The following is a 16,591-nucleotide window of genomic DNA, read 5'->3' as shown; positions in this document are numbered from 1 at the left end:
TTTATGGCAGCGCACTCGGCGCGCTGCCGGAATCCGCCGGCCAGGCATATTCCAACTGAAGCGCCACAAAGGCTGCGGTCCGGTCGCCGTACCGTGCTGCGATTTCGGCGAGAGTGTCATCCAGGCGCTGCGCCGGACGCCCCGTCGCCGATGCGGGACGGATGAAATCGATGGAAGGATCGCCCGGCGCGACATCGACAAGCAGGCTCAGACCTTCGCGGGTCGTGACCACAGGAAAACTGACCGTCGTTACCGCCATCGACCGATATGTCCGGGACCAGGCGTCCGCGGCAAAGGCGAGTGCGATCTCGTCGACGCCTGACGTCACGGGCAGGCCGATCGTTTCGTGCGACCAGACGGCAAGGCTGTTGGACGCTGCCTGTGCGAGCCAATTGGCGGTAAGGCCGAAAGCTTCGCTCGAATGATCGACCTCGTAGCTGTCGACACCCAGCTCTGCTGCCAGCTGCTCTGCACGTCGTTTTCCACCGATCGCCTCGACAAGGGCAAGCGACACCGGAAGGGACGCGGTGACGCCCGTCGTCGTGACGACGCCGCGGTCAACCACATAGCGCCGGTCCCGAACCCAGCTCATCGTCGGATAAGCCCGGCGCAGCGCGTTGACGTCATACCAATGTGATGTCGCTTTCCGGCCGTCGAGAAGACCCGCCCGCCCTAAAACTTTGGCTCCCGCACAGATGCCGACGATGGTTGCTCCACCCGCCGCCTGCGATATGATCCAATCGAGGATCGGCCCTTCCTCTTCGTCATGATGGAACGCCGGCACGATGACGTAGTCGGCGCCATTGGGGTAGGCCTTCTCGAACTCTTCTATGGTCGCCTGCGGCTCGACCCGAAGTGCCGGCATCAACTGAATTGGCCCCGCCTCCGGTGCAACGAGCGTAACTTCCGCGAGCAGCGATCGTTTGAGCACGGCGTATAGGACCAGAAGGTCGGTCGTCTCGGAGCCCCTGTTATCACCGAGCACGGCGACCACGGGCCGCTGGCGTTTCGGTGAGCGCAAGGCGGCGATCGTCCGTTGCCGTTCGTCTGGCGACGCCTTTTTCGGCAGGTGCGTGCTGTCCGGGTTTCTGTTGGTGCAACCAGCGGCAAGCGCGCCTGAACCAAAGGTGACGGCGAGGATCAGAGTTCGGCGCTTCATGCATTCTTTCCAAGGTGATTTCGTCGGCTAGGGATAGCTGATACACCGTTGGCACAAATGACATTCAAGACGAAGATTCTGCCAAATGCTCAAATCGTCCCGCCGTATCGTCCTGGTCGCCTTTGATGGGGTCGAGGCGCTGGATATCACCGGCCCGGCCGGCGTTTTTGCCCGGGCGAATGAACGCGTAGCCGGCGCTTACGAAGTCGTCCTTGCCTCGCCGGATGGCGGCTTGCTGCGCACCCAGGCAGGCCTTCATCTGGGAAATGCCACCCCGCTCTCGCAGATCGAAGGCCGGCTCGATACCGTTCTTGTGGCTGGCGGCGACGAGGCCTCGCTGCGCCGCGCCATCTTTGATGACGGCGTTGCAGCCTGGCTGAGCGAGAAGGCGCCATCGACGCGACGCATCGGCAGCATCTGCACCGGAGCCTTCATCCTGGGGGCTGCCGGGCTTCTGAACGGTCGTCGGGCGACGACCCATTGGGCGTCTGCCGCACTGCTGCAAACATATTTCACGCAAACGCGGGTGGATGCCGACGCGATCTATGTGATTGACGGTGCCGTCTGCACCTCCGCGGGCGTCACCGCCGGCCTCGATCTCGCGCTTGCCCTCGTAGCCGATGATCTCGGCAAACCGATTGCAGCCAGCATCGCCAAGGATCTCGTGCTCTTCCTCCATAGACCTGGCGGTCAGGCACAATTCAGCGCGACACTCGCCGCTCAGGCGAGGACCAGCGACCGGCTTTCCGAATTGCTGGCCTGGATGACCGATCACCCCGATGGCGATCTGAGCGTGCCTGCGCTCGCGTCGCGCGCAGCCATGAGCGAACGCACGTTTGCGCGCCGCTTCACCCGCGAGGTTGGGCGCACGCCCCTGCAGTTTGTTTTGGAATTGCGCCTCGATCACGCCAAGCGCTTGCTCGAAACCACGGCCTGGTCGCTCGAACGGATTGCAGCCAGAAGCGGCTTGGGTTCAGTCGATACGCTGCACCGCCTCTTCCGGCGGCACCTCGGCGTGACACCGTCGGCGTTTCGCGACCGCTTTGCATCCGCAGCGTCGAAAACACCCGACTGATCGGTCCTCGCATCGAACCGGGAGCGGCTGGCCGATCGGTTATTCTACGGCAGCCAGCGCGGGCGGCGTTCTTCGCCGCCCGGATATCAAGCTCAATCCTCGCTGGATTTCGCCTGATCGATCATCATGTAGTCGAGCGGAAGCTCGGTCGTGTACTTGATCTGCTCCATGGCAAAAGCGGAGGAGACGTCGCGGATCTCGATCTTGGCGATCAGACGCTTGTAGAAGGCGTCATAGGCAGCGATATCGGGGACGACGACCCGCAGGAGGTAATCGACGTCACCGCTCATGCGGTAGAACTCGACGACTTCGGGGAATTCACCGACCACTTCCGAGAACCGGCGCAGCCATTCGATCGAGTGCGTATTGGTGCGGATGGAGACGAACACCGTCACCTTGGTGTTGATCTTGACCGGATCGAGCAGCGCTACGCGGCGGCGGATGACGCCGTCCTCTTCCATCTTCTGGATGCGCCGCCAGCAAGGCGTGGTCGACAGGCCGACCTTCTTTGCAAGGTCGGCAACAGCCAGCGTGGAATCCTCCTGCAACAGGCGCAGGATCTTGCGGTCTAGACGATCCATGAGTGTCCCTCTCGAATTATTTTTCTCTCTATAGCGCGAAATCGGCAAAGATAAAGAATAATTTTTCAGGAGATCAACAGGCTGATCCGCTCGCGCAAAAACGGCAGAACGTCCGCTTCGAACCAGGGATTTCGCTTCAGCCAGCCGGTATTGCGCCAGCTGGGATGCGGCAATGGCAGGATCGCAGGCACGGCATTTCGCAGGGCGTAACGGCGCCAGCCTGACACGGTCTCCGTCATCGATTTTGGGCAATCCGGCCCGATATGCCAGCGCTGCGCGTAGTGGCCGATTGCCAGAACCAGTTCCACCTGCGGCATGGCCTCCATCACCCGCGAGCGCCAGAGGGGTGCGCATTCGCGGCGCGGCGGCAGGTCGCTGCCATGGGCGTCGTATCCGGGAAAGCAGAAGCCCATGGGCGCGATTGCCAGCTTGTCTCTGTTGTAAAACGTCTCTCGGTCGACGGCGAGCCATTGCCGCAGCCGGTCGCCGGACGCGTCATTGAAGGGCAGTCCGCTTTCATGGACCCTGAGGCCCGGTGCCTGGCCGGCAAGCAGCACCCGCGCCGATCTGGAAATGACGGCCACCGGTCGCGGCTCATGCGGCAGGCGGTCTTCCGGCCCGCGCGCCGGCTGGTCGCGACAGACGCGACAGGCAGCGATCGCGGCGCGAAGCGGTCCGAGATCATCCGGCTCCTCATGCATCGCCGATGCTCGCAAACAGCGCCGTGAGCTGATCGAACAGCCAAAGCCGGATCGCGTCCAGCCAGCCATCGACCACATGCGGCGTCTCGTCCGCATGCCCGTTGGCCCGACGCCAGGCTTGCGGCCGGGTGAAATCGCCGGCCCAAAGCCCGACATTTTGCTTTTCCGCCGAAGCTTCCTCTTTCTGATAGCGGCCGTAGCTGACGGCATAGCCGGTCACCACCATCTGCCGCCCGATGTCTCTTCCATTTGTTTCGCATATACCGAGATCGCGGCCATATTTGTCGCGCCCATGCAGGCGGCAAACCGTCGTGCCCCCCGCCACCATGGCGCGCAACCGCTGGCGGGCGTCGGCGCCGCAATCCCATTCCGCGCCATCGCGGTTGCAGATCTGGCCAATCTCGGGAGCATCGATGCCTTCGAGGCGTATGCGCCGGCCTTCAAGACGCAGGCTATCGCCGTCGCTTGCGCTCGCCACTCCGGAGAGCTCGCCCGTCACGGTCCGCTCCGGCGGTGGCAGCTGCGACGCGAAATAGGCGCCGACACAGAGCAGCAGAAAGAAGATCCAGCCGCCAATGGTTCCCATGCGGCCGGCCGGAGCGCCACCTTCAGCGCCCCTCCTGCCGCCCGTGAACCGATATCTGGTTCTGCCCGATCTCAATTTGCGGCACCCCGTTGGTCTTGCAACGCCCCATTGATCGAGCAAATCACGATCGCGCCACAATGGTTGTCGAATCCTTCATGTCAGGCAGCAACTTCTTAAGGATTGCTCACTAGACTGCAACCATCTGTAACCCTTGCATATATGAGCATGAGTATCGCCGTCAGCACATCGACAGATAAGATTATTGTCGACAAGTCGCGAAGCCATCGAAACAAGGCTGTTTCGAAGACGGTACGCGCGACGCGCGAACGGCTGCAAACCGGTTCATCAGCGCCTTCCGGCTTCGAACGCGAGATGCTCAATCTCTATATCGGCTCCGCCTTGCACGGCGCCATCGCCATGCCGCTGCTGGTGGCGCTCATTACTGCCGTCGGCATTTACCTCTCCGGCAATCTGAGCATCGTCGTCTGGGCCGTCATGACGCTCTCGGCGCACGCCATCACCGTCTTTCTGGCGCGAAAGGCGCGCAAGGAGAACATCGCAGCCGACAAGGTGCCGGTGTGGCGTCGCCGCTTCCTGATCGGCCAGTTGCTGATGGGTCTGTGCTGGGCAACGTTCGTGACGCAGGACTGCGCGGCCTGCGGCGACGTTCGCTACGGCTTCTTCGAAGGTACGGGATTGCTGATTGCGCTTGCCGCCACCGCCATGGGCACCTTCCTGCTGCGCAACGCCCTGCTCTACACCTTCCTGCCTGTCGTGGCCGCCCTCGCCTTTTCGTCGCTGACCACCGGCGACCCGGTGCATGTTGGCCTGACCGGCGTGATTTCGCTCTCGCTGCTCTTCCTCGTGTTCATGACCGACCGCATGAACCGCGCCAATGTGCATATTCTTTCGATGCAATCGGAGAAGGACGATTTGATCGCCGAGCTGGAAGTGGCGAAATCCATGTCGGATGAAGCCCGCCGGCGCGCTGAAGAAGCCAACCTCGCCAAGTCGCGGTTCCTCGCCTCGATGTCGCACGAGCTGCGCACACCGCTCAACGCCATCCTCGGGTTCTCAGAGGTGATGTCGACCGAGGTTCTCGGTCCGCTCAACAACCCGACCTACAAGGAATACACCAGCGACATCCATCGCTCGGGCGAACACCTCTTGAACCTGATCAACGAGATCCTCGACCTCTCGCGCATCGAGGCCGGTCGCTATGACCTCAACGAAGAGGCCGTCAGCCTCGTCGATATCGCCGACGATTGCATCGGCATGGTCCAGCTTCGCGCCCGCGCCAAGACGATCGGCATCAACGCACAGTTCGAGCAGGGCATGCCCACCGTCTGGGTCGACGAAAAGGCCATGCGCCAGGTGATCCTCAACCTTCTGTCGAATGCAGTGAAGTTCACCAGCTCCGGCGGCGAGATCACCGTCAAAGTCGGCTGGACGGCCGGCGGCGGTCAATATCTCTCGATCAAGGACAACGGACCGGGCATTCCCGAAGAGGAGATCCCGATCGTGCTCTCCGCCTTCGGCCAGGGCTCCATTGCCATCAAGAGTGCCGAACAGGGCACCGGCCTCGGCCTGCCGATCGTTCAGGCGATCCTTGCCAAGCACAACGGCGAGTTCATCCTACGCTCGAAGCTGCGCGAAGGCACCGAAGCCATCGCCATCCTGCCGGCCCGCCGCGTCCTCGAAAGCCTCCCGGCGGTCGAAGACGTGCCCGCCCCTGCCCGCCGCCGCAAGAGCTTTGCCTGATCCATGCGGATCGAAACCGAGCGCCTGCGGCTGCGGCCCTGGGACGAGTGCGATATCGCACCCTTTGCCGTTATCAACGCCGATCCGGACGTCCGGCGCTACTACTATCCCAGCATCCTCACGCCGGCGGAGACGGCAGACGTTATCGCCGAATGCGATGCCCACCTGCGCAAACATGGCTTCGGCTTCGTCGCACTGGAACGCAAGGCGGATGCGACCCTCATCGGCGGCTTGGGTCTTTCCATCGCCGGAGACGAAATTCCCGGCGGTCCGCATGTCGAGATCGGCTGGATCCTCGGACGACACTACTGGCGCAACGGCTATGCTCTGGAAGCAGCCCGTGCCTGCCTTGAGCATGCCTGGACGAGGCTCGAACTGACGGAAATCATCGGCTACACGTCACGCATCAACAATCCCTCGCGGGCGCTGATGGAGAAGCTTGGAATGCGAAGCGATCCGACCGAGGATTTCGACGACACGACCGTGCCCGCAGGCAATCCGCTGCGGCCGCCCGTGCTCTACCGGGTCGGACCGAACGGCTGATACCGTTCAGCCGAAAAAGCCGACGAAGATCACCACGTAGCCCGCATAGACAGCGTTGGCCACGATGAGGCAGAGGCAGGCGAACGAGCCGAGATCCTTCGCATTCTTGCCCATCTCGGAAATTTCCGGCGAGACGCGGTCGACGATCTCTTCGATCGCGGTGTTAATCGCCTCGAAGGCCATCATCAGCAGGAACAGGATCGCCATGGCGATATACTGGAAGAAGGTGGCGCCGGCGATGGCGAACGCGACCATGGCCACCGCAAAGGCGATCAGCTCGTGCCGGAACGCTGCCTCGCCGATCAGCCGTTTGGCGCCGCCCAGCGAATAGCTTGCGGCTGCGAACAGATGGCGGATCCCTGTCTGCTTTTCGACCGGCCCGGTCTGGCCGCGGCGTGGCGTGGTGTTGTTGGCGTCCATTTCATCTCGACTGGCTATAAAACTGCGCTGCTTCGACATCGTTATTGAGGCGAATGCAAGGCGGTCTCGGTTGCAGTGGCCGCCGGCAGGCGGCTGCGGCGTGCATATGCGCCTCTGGATAGGCGAGAAGAATGCGGCCAGCAAGGCCCGTTACGGGCAAGTCAGAGGCCGACGACAGCCAATCGACAGCAAACGGCAGGCCTTCGCTCGAACGCCCGCCGTTCCCTGGTCAGTTCTTGTTGCTGACGCCCGCCTGCGCGAACGTCGCCATGCCGCCATGGCAGGCGGCAGCGGCCTTGACGATACCGGCGGCCAGCGCCGCACCCGTGCCTTCACCAAGCCGCATGCCGAGCGCCAGTAGCGGCGTCTTGCCCAGCTTCTCGATCGCCCGCATGTGCCCTGGTTCGCCCGAGACATGGCCGATCAGGCAATGGTCGAGCGCCGACGGGTTGGCGGCCTTGAGGATCGCGCCGGCAGCTGTCGCCACATAACCGTCGAGGATGACGGGAACCTGCTGCATGCGGGCCGCAAGGATGGCACCGGCCATGGCAGCAATTTCACGACCGCCGAGACGGCGCATCAGTTCGAGCGGGTCGGACAGATGGTTGCGATGAAGCGCCACTGCCTTTTCGACCGCAGCGACCTTGCGCTTGAGCACCTCGCCTTCAGAGCCCGTACCCGGACCGACCCAATCTTCGGCAGTGCCGCCGTAAAGGCCGAGATTGATCGCCGCGGCGATCGTCGTGTTGCCGATGCCCATCTCGCCGATGCACAGGAGATCGGTTCCGCCGGCGACCGCTTCCATACCGAAGGCCATGGTTGCCGCACAGTCACGCTCGGAAAGGGCGGCTTCCTCGGTGATATCACCGGTGGGATAGTCGAGAGCGAGGTCGAACACCTTCAGACCGAGATCGTGGCTGACGCAGATCTGGTTGATCGCAGCGCCGCCTGCGGCAAAGTTCTCGACCATCTGTGCCGTGACCGACGAAGGAAAGGGCGTCACGCCCTGGCGGGTGACGCCGTGATTGCCGGCGAAAATGGCAACGAGCGGCCGGTTGACCGCCGGCGGCTTGCCGGTCCAGGCGGCAAGCCAGAAGGCGATCTCCTCGAGGCGCCCGAGCGCACCCGGCGGCTTCGTCAGCTGCGCATCGCGATCGCGCGCGGCAACCAGCGCGGCCGAATTCGGGCCTGGCAGGTTGCGCAGCAATTCGCGGAAATCATCAAACGGCAGGCCGCTGGCGCTCATGGAGAAGAATCCTTGCATATCGTGAAGCTCAATCCACGCTCCTCATAGAGGGCGAGGAAATTTCGGGCAACGACATTTGCGCCAATCCACGTCGCCGGAGCATGATCCGCCGGAAGGGCGTCGATTCGGCGCAGCGGATCTGGAGGGGTGATGACCTATCTGCGCGATTTTTGTGACGATCTGGCGCGCTCGGTCGCTTTCCTCAGCCGCATCCACATGCCGCAACGGCATTTCATCGATTACGACGGCCGGCTGAACCGGGCCGTTCGCGCCTTCCCGTTGGCGGGCCTGCTGATCGCCCTGCCCGCAGCCGCTGTCGCTTCCTTGCTAATGGCCTTGCAGGTCAGTTCCCTCTTCACCGCCTTCGTCGTCGTTGCCGTGCAAGCGCTCATCACCGGCTGCCTGCACGAGGACGGCCTCGGCGACACCGCCGACGGCTTCGGCGGCGGACGCGACCGCGAGGCGGCGCTGGTGATCATGAAGGATAGCCGCATCGGCTCCTATGGTGCGGTGGCGTTGATCCTCTCATTCGGCCTGCGCGTGTCGGCGCTGGCCTCCTTCCTGCCGCTGTTCACGCCATCAGGCGCCGGGCTGATGATCCTGGGCGCCGCTGCGCTCAGCCGTGCCGCCATGGTCTGGCATTGGTCGCGCCTGCCGCCGGCCCGCCGCGACGGCGTCGCCGCCTCGGCCGGCGAACCGGATCCAGCGGCCACATCCTTCGCACTTGGCTCAGGCACCCTCTTCGCCATGCTGCTCTTCTATTTTGCCAAGGCACCGGCGCTCGCACTCATCCTGTCGCTTGTTGCCGTCATCGCAACCGTTACAGTCTTTGGCCGCCTCGCCGCCCGCAAGATCGGCGGCCACACCGGCGATACGATCGGCGCCACACAGCAATTGACCGAGATCGCGGTTCTCGGCGCCCTTGCGCTGACAGTTTGAAAAGCCGATATAATCAGTCGAAACAACGCCGGCCCGCGCCGCCGCAACCCGGGACCTTCAGTTCAGGACCATGGAAACTCCCTGCATTCTCGTCTGTTCCATCGATGACAAGACCGGCTACTGTTTCGGCTGCGGCCGCACGCGCAACGAGGTTGGCGCCTGGTCGCTCTATACCGACGCCGAGCGCCGGGAGATCATGCTGGCGTTGCCGGCAAGGCTCGAAACGATGGAGCGCAAGCCACGCCGCGAAACGCGCCGCACACGCATGGCCAGGGAACGCGGCGACGCATGACACGCCTTCTGATCCTGCTCGCTATCCTTGCGATCGGCCTCCTGTTGCTGATCGTCAACCACGACGCCGGCCGCACCTTCGGGCTGGCGAATGACGATTTCGGCCAACTCGTCTCGCTCGGCGCCATCGCCACACTGCTCAGCGCCGGCATCTGGCAGAGCCGTCGCCGCTTTGGCGAAGGCGCCCGGCAGGCGGCAATCTGGCTGCTGATCGTGCTCGCGCTCGTCTCGGCCTATGTCTACCGCTTCGAGCTGCAAGGCTACGGCAACCGGGTGCTCGCCGGTCTGATGCCCGGTCGTGCGACCGTCATCACCGACAGCGAGGGTCGCCAGGAGGTGGTGCTGCAGAAGATGATCAACGGCCATTTCGAGACCAATGCAACGGTCAACGGCCAGGAAATCAACATGCTGGTCGACACCGGCGCCAGCAGCATCGCGCTCACCTATGAGGATGCCGAGCGCATCGGTCTTGACCCGGCAAATCTGAGCTACACGGTGACCGTGATGACCGCCAACGGCCAGGCGATGGCCGCACCCGTGCTGCTTTCGCAGGTCGCGATCGGCCCGATCGTGCGCAATGACGTTCGCGCAACGGTCGCTGCCGAAGGCAAGCTCGACCAGAGCCTGCTCGGCATGAGCTTCCTGTCCACACTAGACTTCCTGCAGATGCGCACCGACGAACTTCGGCTGCGCGACTGAGCCGGGAGTTGCGGCAAACGCTTCTTCGTGCATGGTGGCGATATCGGCGTGCGGGAATGTCCGCAGCCTGTTGCTTAAAGCGCGCCGCGATCTTTCAGATTCGCTTGTTGCGCTTTAAGCTCTTGTTTCTGTGCACGTCGTTATCGCAAAACCACCGCACACTTTTGCGCGACACGCTTTTGGGGAGAAGCACTTCATGGATTTCATGCGACTGCTGAAGTCGATCGAAGAGCTTCTCTATGAACTCGTGTCGTGGCTGCTGTTCTATCCGCTTACGATGTGGCGCACGCTGCGCCAGCCCCAGGCGATGATGCGCTATGCCGACGTGGAACTGACGGACGACATCGCGGAGCAATATACCGAAACGCTGAGCCCGCCGCTGTTTCTGCTGATCACGCTGCTGCTGGCCCATGGCGTCGAACTCGGGCTCGTCAATCAGACGACACCCTGGTCGCCGCCGGCGCTGCTGGCAAACGATTCCAATCTCCTGATGTTTCGTGCCGTCGCCTTCAGCATTCTGCCGCTGCTGATGGCGGTCAAGTTGCTGCATCACAAGGGCGCACGATTGACGCGGGACACGCTGCGGGCGCCCTTCTACAGCCAATGCTACATCACGGCGCCGTTCGCGCTTGCGCTCAGCATCGGCATGCTGCTCTCCCGGACGGCAAGCCAGAAAGCGCTTGCCGCCGGCCTCGCCTTCATCCTTGTCGCGTTCGTCTGGTACGTGATCGTCGAGACACGCTGGTTCAAGTCCGACCTCGGCCTGTCGACGGCACAGGCGGCGCTGCGCGTCCTCTGGACCATGGTTCAGGCGCTGGTTGCCATTTTCATGGCAGGCGCCGCTATCGTCTTTGGCACTGGCGGCGCACCGGCCTGATTTTCGGTCGGGATTGGCTGGCCCGAACGCGCCTCGGTCAGTTCCGCAGCCGATAGCCGGTGCGGAAGATCCAGGCGAGCACCGAAAGGCAGACCGTCAGGAAGACCAGAATGATCGCGGCGCTGAATACCGGGTTGACGTCGGAGACTTCAAAGAAGCTCCAGCGGAAACCGCTGATGAGATAGAGAACCGGGTTGAAGTGGCTGACCGCCTGCCAGAACGGCGGCAGCATGTCGATCGAGTAGAAGCTGCCGCCGAGAAACACCAGCGGTGGGATGACCAGCATCGGAATCAGGTTCAGCTGCTCGAAGTCCTTGGCCCAGATGCCGATGATGAAGCCGAACAGGCTGAACGATACGGCGGTCAGCACGAAGAAGAAAATCATCGCCAGGGGATGCGCGATCGAAAGATCGACGAACAGCGAAGCTGTCAGAAGGATGATCGTGCCGATCATCAGGCCCTTGGTCGCCGCTGCTCCAACATAGCCAAGCACGATCTCGATCATCGACACCGGTGAGGACAGAACCTCGTAGATCGTTCCGGTGAATTTCGGGAAATAGATGCCGAAGGAACCGTTGCCGATGCATTGCGTCAGAAGCGTCAGCATGATCAGCCCGGGCGTGATGAAGGCGCCGTAGGAGACGCCGTTGATCTCCTGAATGCGCGCGCCAATCGCCGCGCCGAAGACGATGAAATAGAGCGAGGTGGAAATGACCGGTGAGACCACGCTCTGCAGCAGCGTGCGCCGCGTGCGGGCCATCTCGAAAAAGTAGATCGACTTGATCGCTTCGATGTTCATCGTCCGGCTCCCACGATCTCGACGAAAATGTCCTCCAGCGAACTCTGCCGCGTGGAAATGTCCTTGAGGCGTACACCGGCTTCGGCAAGTGCCGCCAGCAGCGAGGTTATGCCGGTGCGCTCGGCGCTGGTGTCATAGTCGTAGATCAGGCAATGGCCGTCGCCTTCGAGCGTGAGATTGTACGACGACAGCGTTTCGGGCACTGCGTCCAGCGGATGCGACAGGTCCACCCGCAGCTGCTTGCGCCCGAGCTTCGACATCAGCGCCGTCTTGTCCTCCACCAGAAGAATTTCGCCGCCATTGATGACGCCGATGCGGTCGGCGATCTCTTCCGCCTCTTCGATATAATGCGTCGTCAGGATGATCGTGACGCCCGAGGCGCGCAACCGCTCGACGACTTCCCACATGCTCTTGCGCAGGCTGACGTCGACGCCGGCCGTCGGCTCGTCGAGGAAGAGCACGCGCGGTTCGTGCGACAGCGCCTTGGCGATCAGCACGCGCCGCTTCATGCCGCCGGAAAGCTCGCGCAGCATGTTGTCCTTCTTGTCCCAGAGGGACAGATCCTTCAGCACCTTTTCGATATGGGCCGGGTTTGGTTTCTTGCCGTGCAGACCGCGCGAAAAGGTGACGGTGTTCCAGACCGTTTCGAATGCGTCCGTCGTCAGTTCCTGCGGCACCAGGCCGATCATCGCCCGGGTCTCGCGAAAATCGCGCACGACGTCATGGCCGTTGACCAGCACCGTGCCACCACTCGGATTGACGATACCGCAGATGATCGAGATCAGCGTGGTCTTGCCCGCCCCGTTCGGTCCCAGCAAAGCCAGGATCTCGCCCTGCTCGATATCGAGACTGACGCCTTTCAGCGCTTTGAAACCCGAGGCATAGGTCTTCGACAGATTGGAAACGGAAACGATAGGCGCCATGAAGCTGATCCGGATGCGGGGGGCGAAGTCGGCAGGTCCCGCCTATATGGGACGATTCACCGCAATTTGCAGCCTACCGGATGGAAAAAACAAGGTGACGGAGTGTCAACGTCAGGACAAACGGCCGCTTTCCATGCCTATCCGCCCCTCGCCCCCGCCTTGCCGCCCCGATCCAAGCTTCGGCAGGCGATCGTGCAGCACCATGCCGCCAAGCATGGCGATTGCGAAAAGCGCCGTCGCCGGCAGCCCGAGTGACAGCGATGCAAGTGCCGGACCGGGGCAGAGACCGACCAGACCCCAGCCGACGCCGAAAATCGCCGAGCCGATAATGAGGCGGCGGTCGATCACGCGGTTCTGTGGCAGATGAAAGGCATCATCCAGCAACGGCCGCTGCATGCGTCGCGTCACGAGGACCCCGAGCGCTGACACGGCGACTGCGCCGCCAAGCACGAAAGCAAGGCTCGGGTTCCAGTCGCGCGTGATGTCGAGAAAGCCGCGCACCCGAGCCGGATCCAGCATGCCGGAAAGCGACAGGCCAATGCCGAAGATGGCGCCGGACGCAAGGGTTGCGCCCAGCCGCAGGAAGGCGCTGCCGCTCATTGGAAGAAACCTTGGAGATAGACAGTGACGACGGCCGCAATCATGAAAGTCGCAACCGCTGCGACAGACCGGCGCGAAAGCCGGGCGAGACCCACGACACCGTGACCGCTGGTGCAGCCCGAGCCCATGCGCGAGCCAAAGCCGACAAGCAGCCCGGCAATCACCAACAGCGGCCAGGAGGACGTGACAGTGACCGTTGGCCAGGTGCCGGCGAAAAGACGGTAGATCACAGGCCCCGAGATCAGGCCAACTACGAAAACGAACCCGGTTGCGGCCTGCACACCCTGCAACAGCCTTCCAACAATCCCGCTGATGCCGGCCACGCGACCGTTGGCCACCATCAGCATCGCCGCCGAGAGCCCGATCAGCAGGCCTCCGGCAAGCGCACTCCAATATTCATTCATTTTTTCGCGCCTTCGCGACAGAAGATCTGACACAGCGTGCCCACGAGCCGCCCGACCTTATCATGGCTGAGGCGATAGAAAACCTGCTTGGCCTGCCGCCGCGTCGAAACGACGCCGGCATCGCGCAAGACGGTCAATTGCTGCGAAAGCGTCGGCTGGCGGATCCCGAGCAACTCTTCCAGTGCCGCCACGGAATGCTCTCCTTCGAGAAGCGTGGTGACGATCAGCAGCCTGTTGCGGTTGGCAAGCGTGCGCAGGATGAGTGAGACTTCGGTGGCGTGTGCCGTCATGTCGGCACGCACCCCTGGAAATCGCATAACAGTACCCATGCTTTCCTCCTGTCGTGCCTAGGAGTGAGTGGAGACCCAAAAGAAGCGCCCGGAACAAACCAGGACTCAATCCATGATTGTTATACGAATTAATATATTATCGTATTACTTATTCACATGTCAGACGAAACACAAACGCGTTACCACCGCGCGCCGGCGTACTTCAACGCGATCGCGAAAAATCATATAGAAAAAACAGTTCGCTACAACGGTGAGCCGTTCGAAAATACCCGCTTGAGTTTTCTTTTTAACGGAAAACAACCATAAGGTCAGGCTAAAATCCCTGACGCGAAAACGCTTTACCCGTAAAGGCTGTAGAGAAACCGCGCCGCAATCAAAATCATGAAGATGCCGAATCCGGTCTCGAGCTGACGCCGGTTCAAGGCGTGGGCGGCGCGCACACCGAGCGGCGCGACCAGCAATGTGATCGGGATGATCAATGCGACCGCGATCCAGTTGATGAAGCCGGTTGAAAGCGGCGGTAGACCCGGCATGCCCCATCCAGCCCAGACGTAGCCGAAAAGTCCCGGGATCGAGATCAGCACCCCGACGCCGGCCGAGGTCGCGACCGCCTGATGGATCGGGCGGCCGTAGAGCGTCATGAAGGTGTTGTTGAGCACACCGCCGCCGATGCCCATGAGCCCTGAGAGGATGCCGATCGCAACGCCGACCAGCCATTTTACCGGATTGCGCGGCAGGTCGGAGCCAAGTCGCCAGCTTGCACGGTTGAACAGCATGCGAAAGGCGACGGCAAGCGCAATCACCGCAAAGATCAGCCGAAGCGTTCCACTGCTGACAGACGCTGCGATGACCGACGCCAGGATCGCGCCGAGCGGCACGGCGACGGTCCAGTTTCGCAACAGCGCCATGTCGACGACGCCCCGTTTGTAGTGCGACAGGAAGGATCGCACGGAGGTCGGCACGATAATCGCGAGAGACGTTCCGACCGAGAGATGCATGCGAACGGCATCGTCGATACCGAGCAATCCAAACACCTGGTAGAAAACGGGGACAAGGATCGCCCCGCCACCAATGCCGAAAAGACCGGCAAGCAGGCCGGCAACCACGCCGGCAGCGGCCAGCGCGAGGGCAAACATCATCAGTTCCGAAACCGGCGGCACGGCTGCTCCAATCGAGACAGTGGGAATCCGGCGAAGAAGCACGATATTCCCGCCGGCACGCCAGTTCTGTCACGAAACGGTGATGCTTTTCAATCAGTTTGGCGTTGCACGCGGCCAGCCGCCTCGTGATTTGCACGCATCGCTTCAGTTCCGGAGACCCCCTCTCCGGACGTCGGCCGGCTCACCGCCGGCCTCTTTTTTTGCCGGCTTACGATTTGCGCTGCGCAAGTGTCCGTCAATCGCAGTGACGGTAGCCGGTCTTGCGGGTTCTCAGGTCGAAGTGGAAATGATCCTTGTGATAGGGATCGCTGCCGGGACCGAGCACCGTGTTGAAGTATTTGCAGCTGTCGGTGCGCACGGCCTTCAACAGACCCTTCTCGCGAAAGGCGAAGAAGCCCTTCTTACGCACGTCGATTTCCTTGCCGTTCTTCAGAACAAACTTGCCGACATCGATGGCGTTGCCATGCGCGTGCTCGGACATCGGGTTGCCCCGGCGCGAATTCATGGTCCGGCAGGAGTAACCGCCGAGCGGCTTGATCGTCTTGACGCCGGACCAGTAGCGGTAGCGTGACGATGGCGCCAGTTCGTACTTCACCCACTTGGCGAAGGCTTCCGTCACTTCGCAGTTGAGCTTGACCGCGGGCTTGACGTCGATGCCGCCGGACAGGCCCGCAAGCTCGATCGGATAGTCGATGCCGCAGGACGGACCGTTGTTGATCCGCGGGATATCGCGGAACTCGACCCCAAGCTTTCGCAACCGCTGGCGGCAGGCAATTTCCGAGCGCGGCATCTGGCCCGTGAACTGCTGTTCCGGCTCCGACAGAGGATTGCGTGCCCGTGGCAGCATCGCAACCTCCTGCGGTTTCTGGGCGCGCTGCATTGCCTTCTGTCGCTCGAAGGCGCGACGACGCTCAGCCTCTTCGGTGGAAATCTGCTCCGCCGTCAAAGGCGGCAGATCCGGGTCGCCGCCAAGGCTCGCCTGCGCCTCGTTCAGCGTCTGCGGCGGACTGCCGAGCTGACGGACATTGTCCTCGCCGATGCCGCCCACAACAGGCTGGCTGGCGTTGCCCTCGGCGATCTCGTTGTTCTGCTCCTCCGCCAGCCCGACCACGGGCTGAACGCCAAGCATTGCATCCATGTTGACGCCTTCGGAAGGAATGGCGGTCGAGCCGATATTGGCCGGCTGGGCGCCGGAAAGCGCCTCTTCGCTATCGATCATCGGCAATGCGCGGCGCGTCTGCTGATGCGTCACGGCCGGCATTGCCGTGCCGCCACCGGTGCTGAAAGTCGAAACCGGCTCACCGGAAGGATAGGCCGCAACCTCCTGCTCCGGCACTGCGTCGACCGGAACGGGCCTGATCGAGCCTACGCGTTCACCGCCTTCGATCCGCGCCGAGGGCGTCAGCACATCGGTCGTGCACGCGACAAGCGAGATCGACAGCAGGAACGCCGTCAACGGACGATGGAGAGAGGGAACATACACCATACCGATTTGCCGCCTTTATCCAGAACGTATCAACGACATCGCCGCACACAA

Annotated in this window: 20 protein-coding genes; 7 read left to right on the top strand and 13 right to left on the bottom strand. The window is 62.4% G+C overall.

Annotation, left to right across the window (positions count from 1 at the left end; translation table 11 throughout):
* Position 1: 1 nt before the first annotated feature.
* A complete protein-coding gene (locus BLJAPNOD_RS13045) occupies positions 2-1,159 on the bottom strand; it encodes a DJ-1/PfpI family protein (protein WP_115420117.1) in 1,158 nt (385 codons plus the stop codon).
* Positions 1,160-1,244: 85 nt separating this feature from the next.
* On the opposite strand from BLJAPNOD_RS13045, the gene BLJAPNOD_RS13040 reads away from it, so the two are divergent.
* Complete coding sequence (locus tag BLJAPNOD_RS13040) at positions 1,245-2,234, top strand: helix-turn-helix domain-containing protein (RefSeq protein WP_115420116.1); 990 nt, start codon at positions 1,245-1,247, stop codon at positions 2,232-2,234.
* Positions 2,235-2,326: 92 nt separating this feature from the next.
* Here the strand turns inward: BLJAPNOD_RS13040 and BLJAPNOD_RS13035 are convergent, their stop codons facing one another.
* The 3 genes from BLJAPNOD_RS13035 to BLJAPNOD_RS35950 all read right to left on the bottom strand — a co-directional run bounded on the left by BLJAPNOD_RS13035 (position 2,327) and on the right by BLJAPNOD_RS35950 (position 4,102).
* A complete protein-coding gene (locus BLJAPNOD_RS13035; RefSeq protein WP_025427268.1) occupies positions 2,327-2,815 on the bottom strand; it encodes an Lrp/AsnC family transcriptional regulator in 489 nt (162 codons plus the stop codon).
* A gap of 65 nt (positions 2,816-2,880) precedes the next feature.
* Entirely contained in the window at positions 2,881-3,516 is a 636-nt protein-coding gene (locus BLJAPNOD_RS13030; RefSeq protein ID WP_077503727.1) for a uracil-DNA glycosylase family protein, read from the bottom strand.
* Positions 3,509-4,102, bottom strand: a complete 594-nt coding sequence (locus tag BLJAPNOD_RS35950) for a thermonuclease family protein (RefSeq protein ID WP_115420114.1) — start codon at positions 4,100-4,102, stop codon at positions 3,509-3,511. The genes BLJAPNOD_RS13030 and BLJAPNOD_RS35950 overlap by 8 nt, the downstream gene beginning before the upstream one ends.
* A 225-nt stretch (positions 4,103-4,327) precedes the next feature.
* On the opposite strand from BLJAPNOD_RS35950, the gene BLJAPNOD_RS13020 reads away from it, so the two are divergent.
* Positions 4,328-5,863 (top strand): HAMP domain-containing sensor histidine kinase, encoded by a 1,536-nt coding sequence (locus BLJAPNOD_RS13020; RefSeq protein ID WP_115421282.1) that lies wholly within the window; start codon positions 4,328-4,330, stop codon positions 5,861-5,863.
* A 3-nt stretch (positions 5,864-5,866) separates the two neighbouring features.
* Positions 5,867-6,406 carry a GNAT family N-acetyltransferase gene (locus BLJAPNOD_RS13015; RefSeq protein ID WP_115420113.1) on the top strand — a complete coding sequence of 180 codons (540 nt, stop codon included), beginning with the start codon at positions 5,867-5,869 and terminating at the stop codon, positions 6,404-6,406.
* A gap of 6 nt (positions 6,407-6,412) precedes the next feature.
* Here the strand turns inward: BLJAPNOD_RS13015 and BLJAPNOD_RS13010 are convergent, their stop codons facing one another.
* Positions 6,413-6,826, bottom strand: a complete 414-nt coding sequence (locus BLJAPNOD_RS13010) for a diacylglycerol kinase (protein ID WP_077503731.1) — start codon at positions 6,824-6,826, stop codon at positions 6,413-6,415.
* 229 nt (positions 6,827-7,055) lie between these two features.
* Positions 7,056-8,072, bottom strand: coding sequence for a nicotinate-nucleotide--dimethylbenzimidazole phosphoribosyltransferase (gene cobT / locus BLJAPNOD_RS13005; protein WP_115421281.1), 1,017 nt, complete (start codon positions 8,070-8,072; stop codon positions 7,056-7,058).
* Positions 8,073-8,222: 150 nt separating this feature from the next.
* Here cobT and BLJAPNOD_RS13000 point away from each other — a divergent pair, with 150 nt between their 5' ends.
* The 4 genes from BLJAPNOD_RS13000 (at position 8,223) to BLJAPNOD_RS12985 (ending at position 10,878) form a co-directional block, all read left to right on the top strand.
* On the top strand, positions 8,223-9,011 hold the full coding sequence (locus tag BLJAPNOD_RS13000) for an adenosylcobinamide-GDP ribazoletransferase (protein ID WP_115420112.1): 789 nt from the start codon (positions 8,223-8,225) through the stop codon (positions 9,009-9,011).
* Between the two features lie 70 nt (positions 9,012-9,081).
* Positions 9,082-9,303, top strand: coding sequence for a DUF1289 domain-containing protein (locus BLJAPNOD_RS12995; RefSeq protein WP_115420111.1), 222 nt, complete (start codon positions 9,082-9,084; stop codon positions 9,301-9,303).
* Entirely contained in the window at positions 9,300-10,001 is a 702-nt protein-coding gene (locus BLJAPNOD_RS12990) for a TIGR02281 family clan AA aspartic protease (protein ID WP_115420110.1), read from the top strand. The genes BLJAPNOD_RS12995 and BLJAPNOD_RS12990 overlap by 4 nt, the downstream gene beginning before the upstream one ends.
* Positions 10,002-10,197: 196 nt before the next feature.
* Positions 10,198-10,878, top strand: a complete 681-nt coding sequence (locus BLJAPNOD_RS12985) for a permease (protein WP_115420109.1) — start codon at positions 10,198-10,200, stop codon at positions 10,876-10,878.
* Between the two features lie 37 nt (positions 10,879-10,915).
* Here BLJAPNOD_RS12985 and BLJAPNOD_RS12980 read toward each other — a convergent pair whose 3' ends face one another.
* The 7 genes from BLJAPNOD_RS12980 to BLJAPNOD_RS12950 all read right to left on the bottom strand — a co-directional run bounded on the left by BLJAPNOD_RS12980 (position 10,916) and on the right by BLJAPNOD_RS12950 (position 16,540).
* Positions 10,916-11,677: an ABC transporter permease gene (locus BLJAPNOD_RS12980; protein WP_077503736.1), complete on the bottom strand. Its 762-nt coding sequence runs from the start codon at positions 11,675-11,677 to the stop codon at positions 10,916-10,918.
* Complete coding sequence (locus BLJAPNOD_RS12975) at positions 11,674-12,600, bottom strand: ABC transporter ATP-binding protein (protein ID WP_115420108.1); 927 nt, start codon at positions 12,598-12,600, stop codon at positions 11,674-11,676. Before BLJAPNOD_RS12975 ends, BLJAPNOD_RS12980 begins: the two co-directional genes overlap by 4 nt.
* Positions 12,601-12,711: 111 nt before the next feature.
* A complete protein-coding gene (locus BLJAPNOD_RS12970) occupies positions 12,712-13,200 on the bottom strand; it encodes a YeeE/YedE family protein (RefSeq protein ID WP_077503738.1) in 489 nt (162 codons plus the stop codon).
* Positions 13,197-13,604, bottom strand: a complete 408-nt coding sequence (locus BLJAPNOD_RS12965) for a YeeE/YedE family protein (RefSeq protein WP_077503739.1) — start codon at positions 13,602-13,604, stop codon at positions 13,197-13,199. The genes BLJAPNOD_RS12970 and BLJAPNOD_RS12965 overlap by 4 nt, the downstream gene beginning before the upstream one ends.
* The gene (locus BLJAPNOD_RS12960) at positions 13,601-13,933 is read right to left on the bottom strand and encodes a metalloregulator ArsR/SmtB family transcription factor (RefSeq protein ID WP_077503740.1); all 333 of its coding nucleotides are present in this window, start codon (positions 13,931-13,933) and stop codon (positions 13,601-13,603) included. Before BLJAPNOD_RS12960 ends, BLJAPNOD_RS12965 begins: the two co-directional genes overlap by 4 nt.
* A 299-nt stretch (positions 13,934-14,232) precedes the next feature.
* Complete coding sequence (locus BLJAPNOD_RS12955; protein WP_115420107.1) at positions 14,233-15,054, bottom strand: sulfite exporter TauE/SafE family protein; 822 nt, start codon at positions 15,052-15,054, stop codon at positions 14,233-14,235.
* A gap of 235 nt (positions 15,055-15,289) precedes the next feature.
* Positions 15,290-16,540: an extensin family protein gene (locus BLJAPNOD_RS12950; RefSeq protein WP_115420106.1), complete on the bottom strand. Its 1,251-nt coding sequence runs from the start codon at positions 16,538-16,540 to the stop codon at positions 15,290-15,292.
* Between the last annotated feature and the right edge of the window lie 51 nt (positions 16,541-16,591).

The sequence above is a fragment of the Ensifer sp. M14 genome (assembly GCF_003355565.1).
Lineage (GTDB): Bacteria > Pseudomonadota > Alphaproteobacteria > Rhizobiales > Rhizobiaceae > Ensifer.
This window is presented reverse-complemented; position numbering and strand designations above follow the sequence as displayed.

Bases quoted from the DNA above. Each gene is read 5' to 3' on its own strand.
- BLJAPNOD_RS13045 (WP_115420117.1), bottom strand. From the start codon at position 1,159: ATGAAGCGCCGAACTCTGATCCTCGCCGTCACCTTTGGTTCAGGCGCG.
- BLJAPNOD_RS13040 (WP_115420116.1), top strand. From the start codon at position 1,245: ATGCTCAAATCGTCCCGCCGTATCGTCCTGGTCGCCTTTGATGGGGTC.
- BLJAPNOD_RS13035 (WP_025427268.1), bottom strand. From the start codon at position 2,815: ATGGATCGTCTAGACCGCAAGATCCTGCGCCTGTTGCAGGAGGATTCC.
- BLJAPNOD_RS13030 (WP_077503727.1), bottom strand. From the start codon at position 3,516: ATGCATGAGGAGCCGGATGATCTCGGACCGCTTCGCGCCGCGATCGCT.
- BLJAPNOD_RS35950 (WP_115420114.1), bottom strand. From the start codon at position 4,102: ATGGGAACCATTGGCGGCTGGATCTTCTTTCTGCTGCTCTGTGTCGGC.
- BLJAPNOD_RS13020 (WP_115421282.1), top strand. From the start codon at position 4,328: ATGAGTATCGCCGTCAGCACATCGACAGATAAGATTATTGTCGACAAG.
- BLJAPNOD_RS13015 (WP_115420113.1), top strand. From the start codon at position 5,867: ATGCGGATCGAAACCGAGCGCCTGCGGCTGCGGCCCTGGGACGAGTGC.
- BLJAPNOD_RS13010 (WP_077503731.1), bottom strand. From the start codon at position 6,826: ATGGACGCCAACAACACCACGCCACGCCGCGGCCAGACCGGGCCGGTC.
- cobT (WP_115421281.1), bottom strand. From the start codon at position 8,072: ATGAGCGCCAGCGGCCTGCCGTTTGATGATTTCCGCGAATTGCTGCGC.
- BLJAPNOD_RS13000 (WP_115420112.1), top strand. From the start codon at position 8,223: ATGACCTATCTGCGCGATTTTTGTGACGATCTGGCGCGCTCGGTCGCT.
- BLJAPNOD_RS12995 (WP_115420111.1), top strand. From the start codon at position 9,082: ATGGAAACTCCCTGCATTCTCGTCTGTTCCATCGATGACAAGACCGGC.
- BLJAPNOD_RS12990 (WP_115420110.1), top strand. From the start codon at position 9,300: ATGACACGCCTTCTGATCCTGCTCGCTATCCTTGCGATCGGCCTCCTG.
- BLJAPNOD_RS12985 (WP_115420109.1), top strand. From the start codon at position 10,198: ATGGATTTCATGCGACTGCTGAAGTCGATCGAAGAGCTTCTCTATGAA.
- BLJAPNOD_RS12980 (WP_077503736.1), bottom strand. From the start codon at position 11,677: ATGAACATCGAAGCGATCAAGTCGATCTACTTTTTCGAGATGGCCCGC.
- BLJAPNOD_RS12975 (WP_115420108.1), bottom strand. From the start codon at position 12,600: ATGGCGCCTATCGTTTCCGTTTCCAATCTGTCGAAGACCTATGCCTCG.
- BLJAPNOD_RS12970 (WP_077503738.1), bottom strand. From the start codon at position 13,200: ATGAGCGGCAGCGCCTTCCTGCGGCTGGGCGCAACCCTTGCGTCCGGC.
- BLJAPNOD_RS12965 (WP_077503739.1), bottom strand. From the start codon at position 13,604: ATGAATGAATATTGGAGTGCGCTTGCCGGAGGCCTGCTGATCGGGCTC.
- BLJAPNOD_RS12960 (WP_077503740.1), bottom strand. From the start codon at position 13,933: ATGGGTACTGTTATGCGATTTCCAGGGGTGCGTGCCGACATGACGGCA.
- BLJAPNOD_RS12950 (WP_115420106.1), bottom strand. From the start codon at position 16,540: ATGGTGTATGTTCCCTCTCTCCATCGTCCGTTGACGGCGTTCCTGCTG.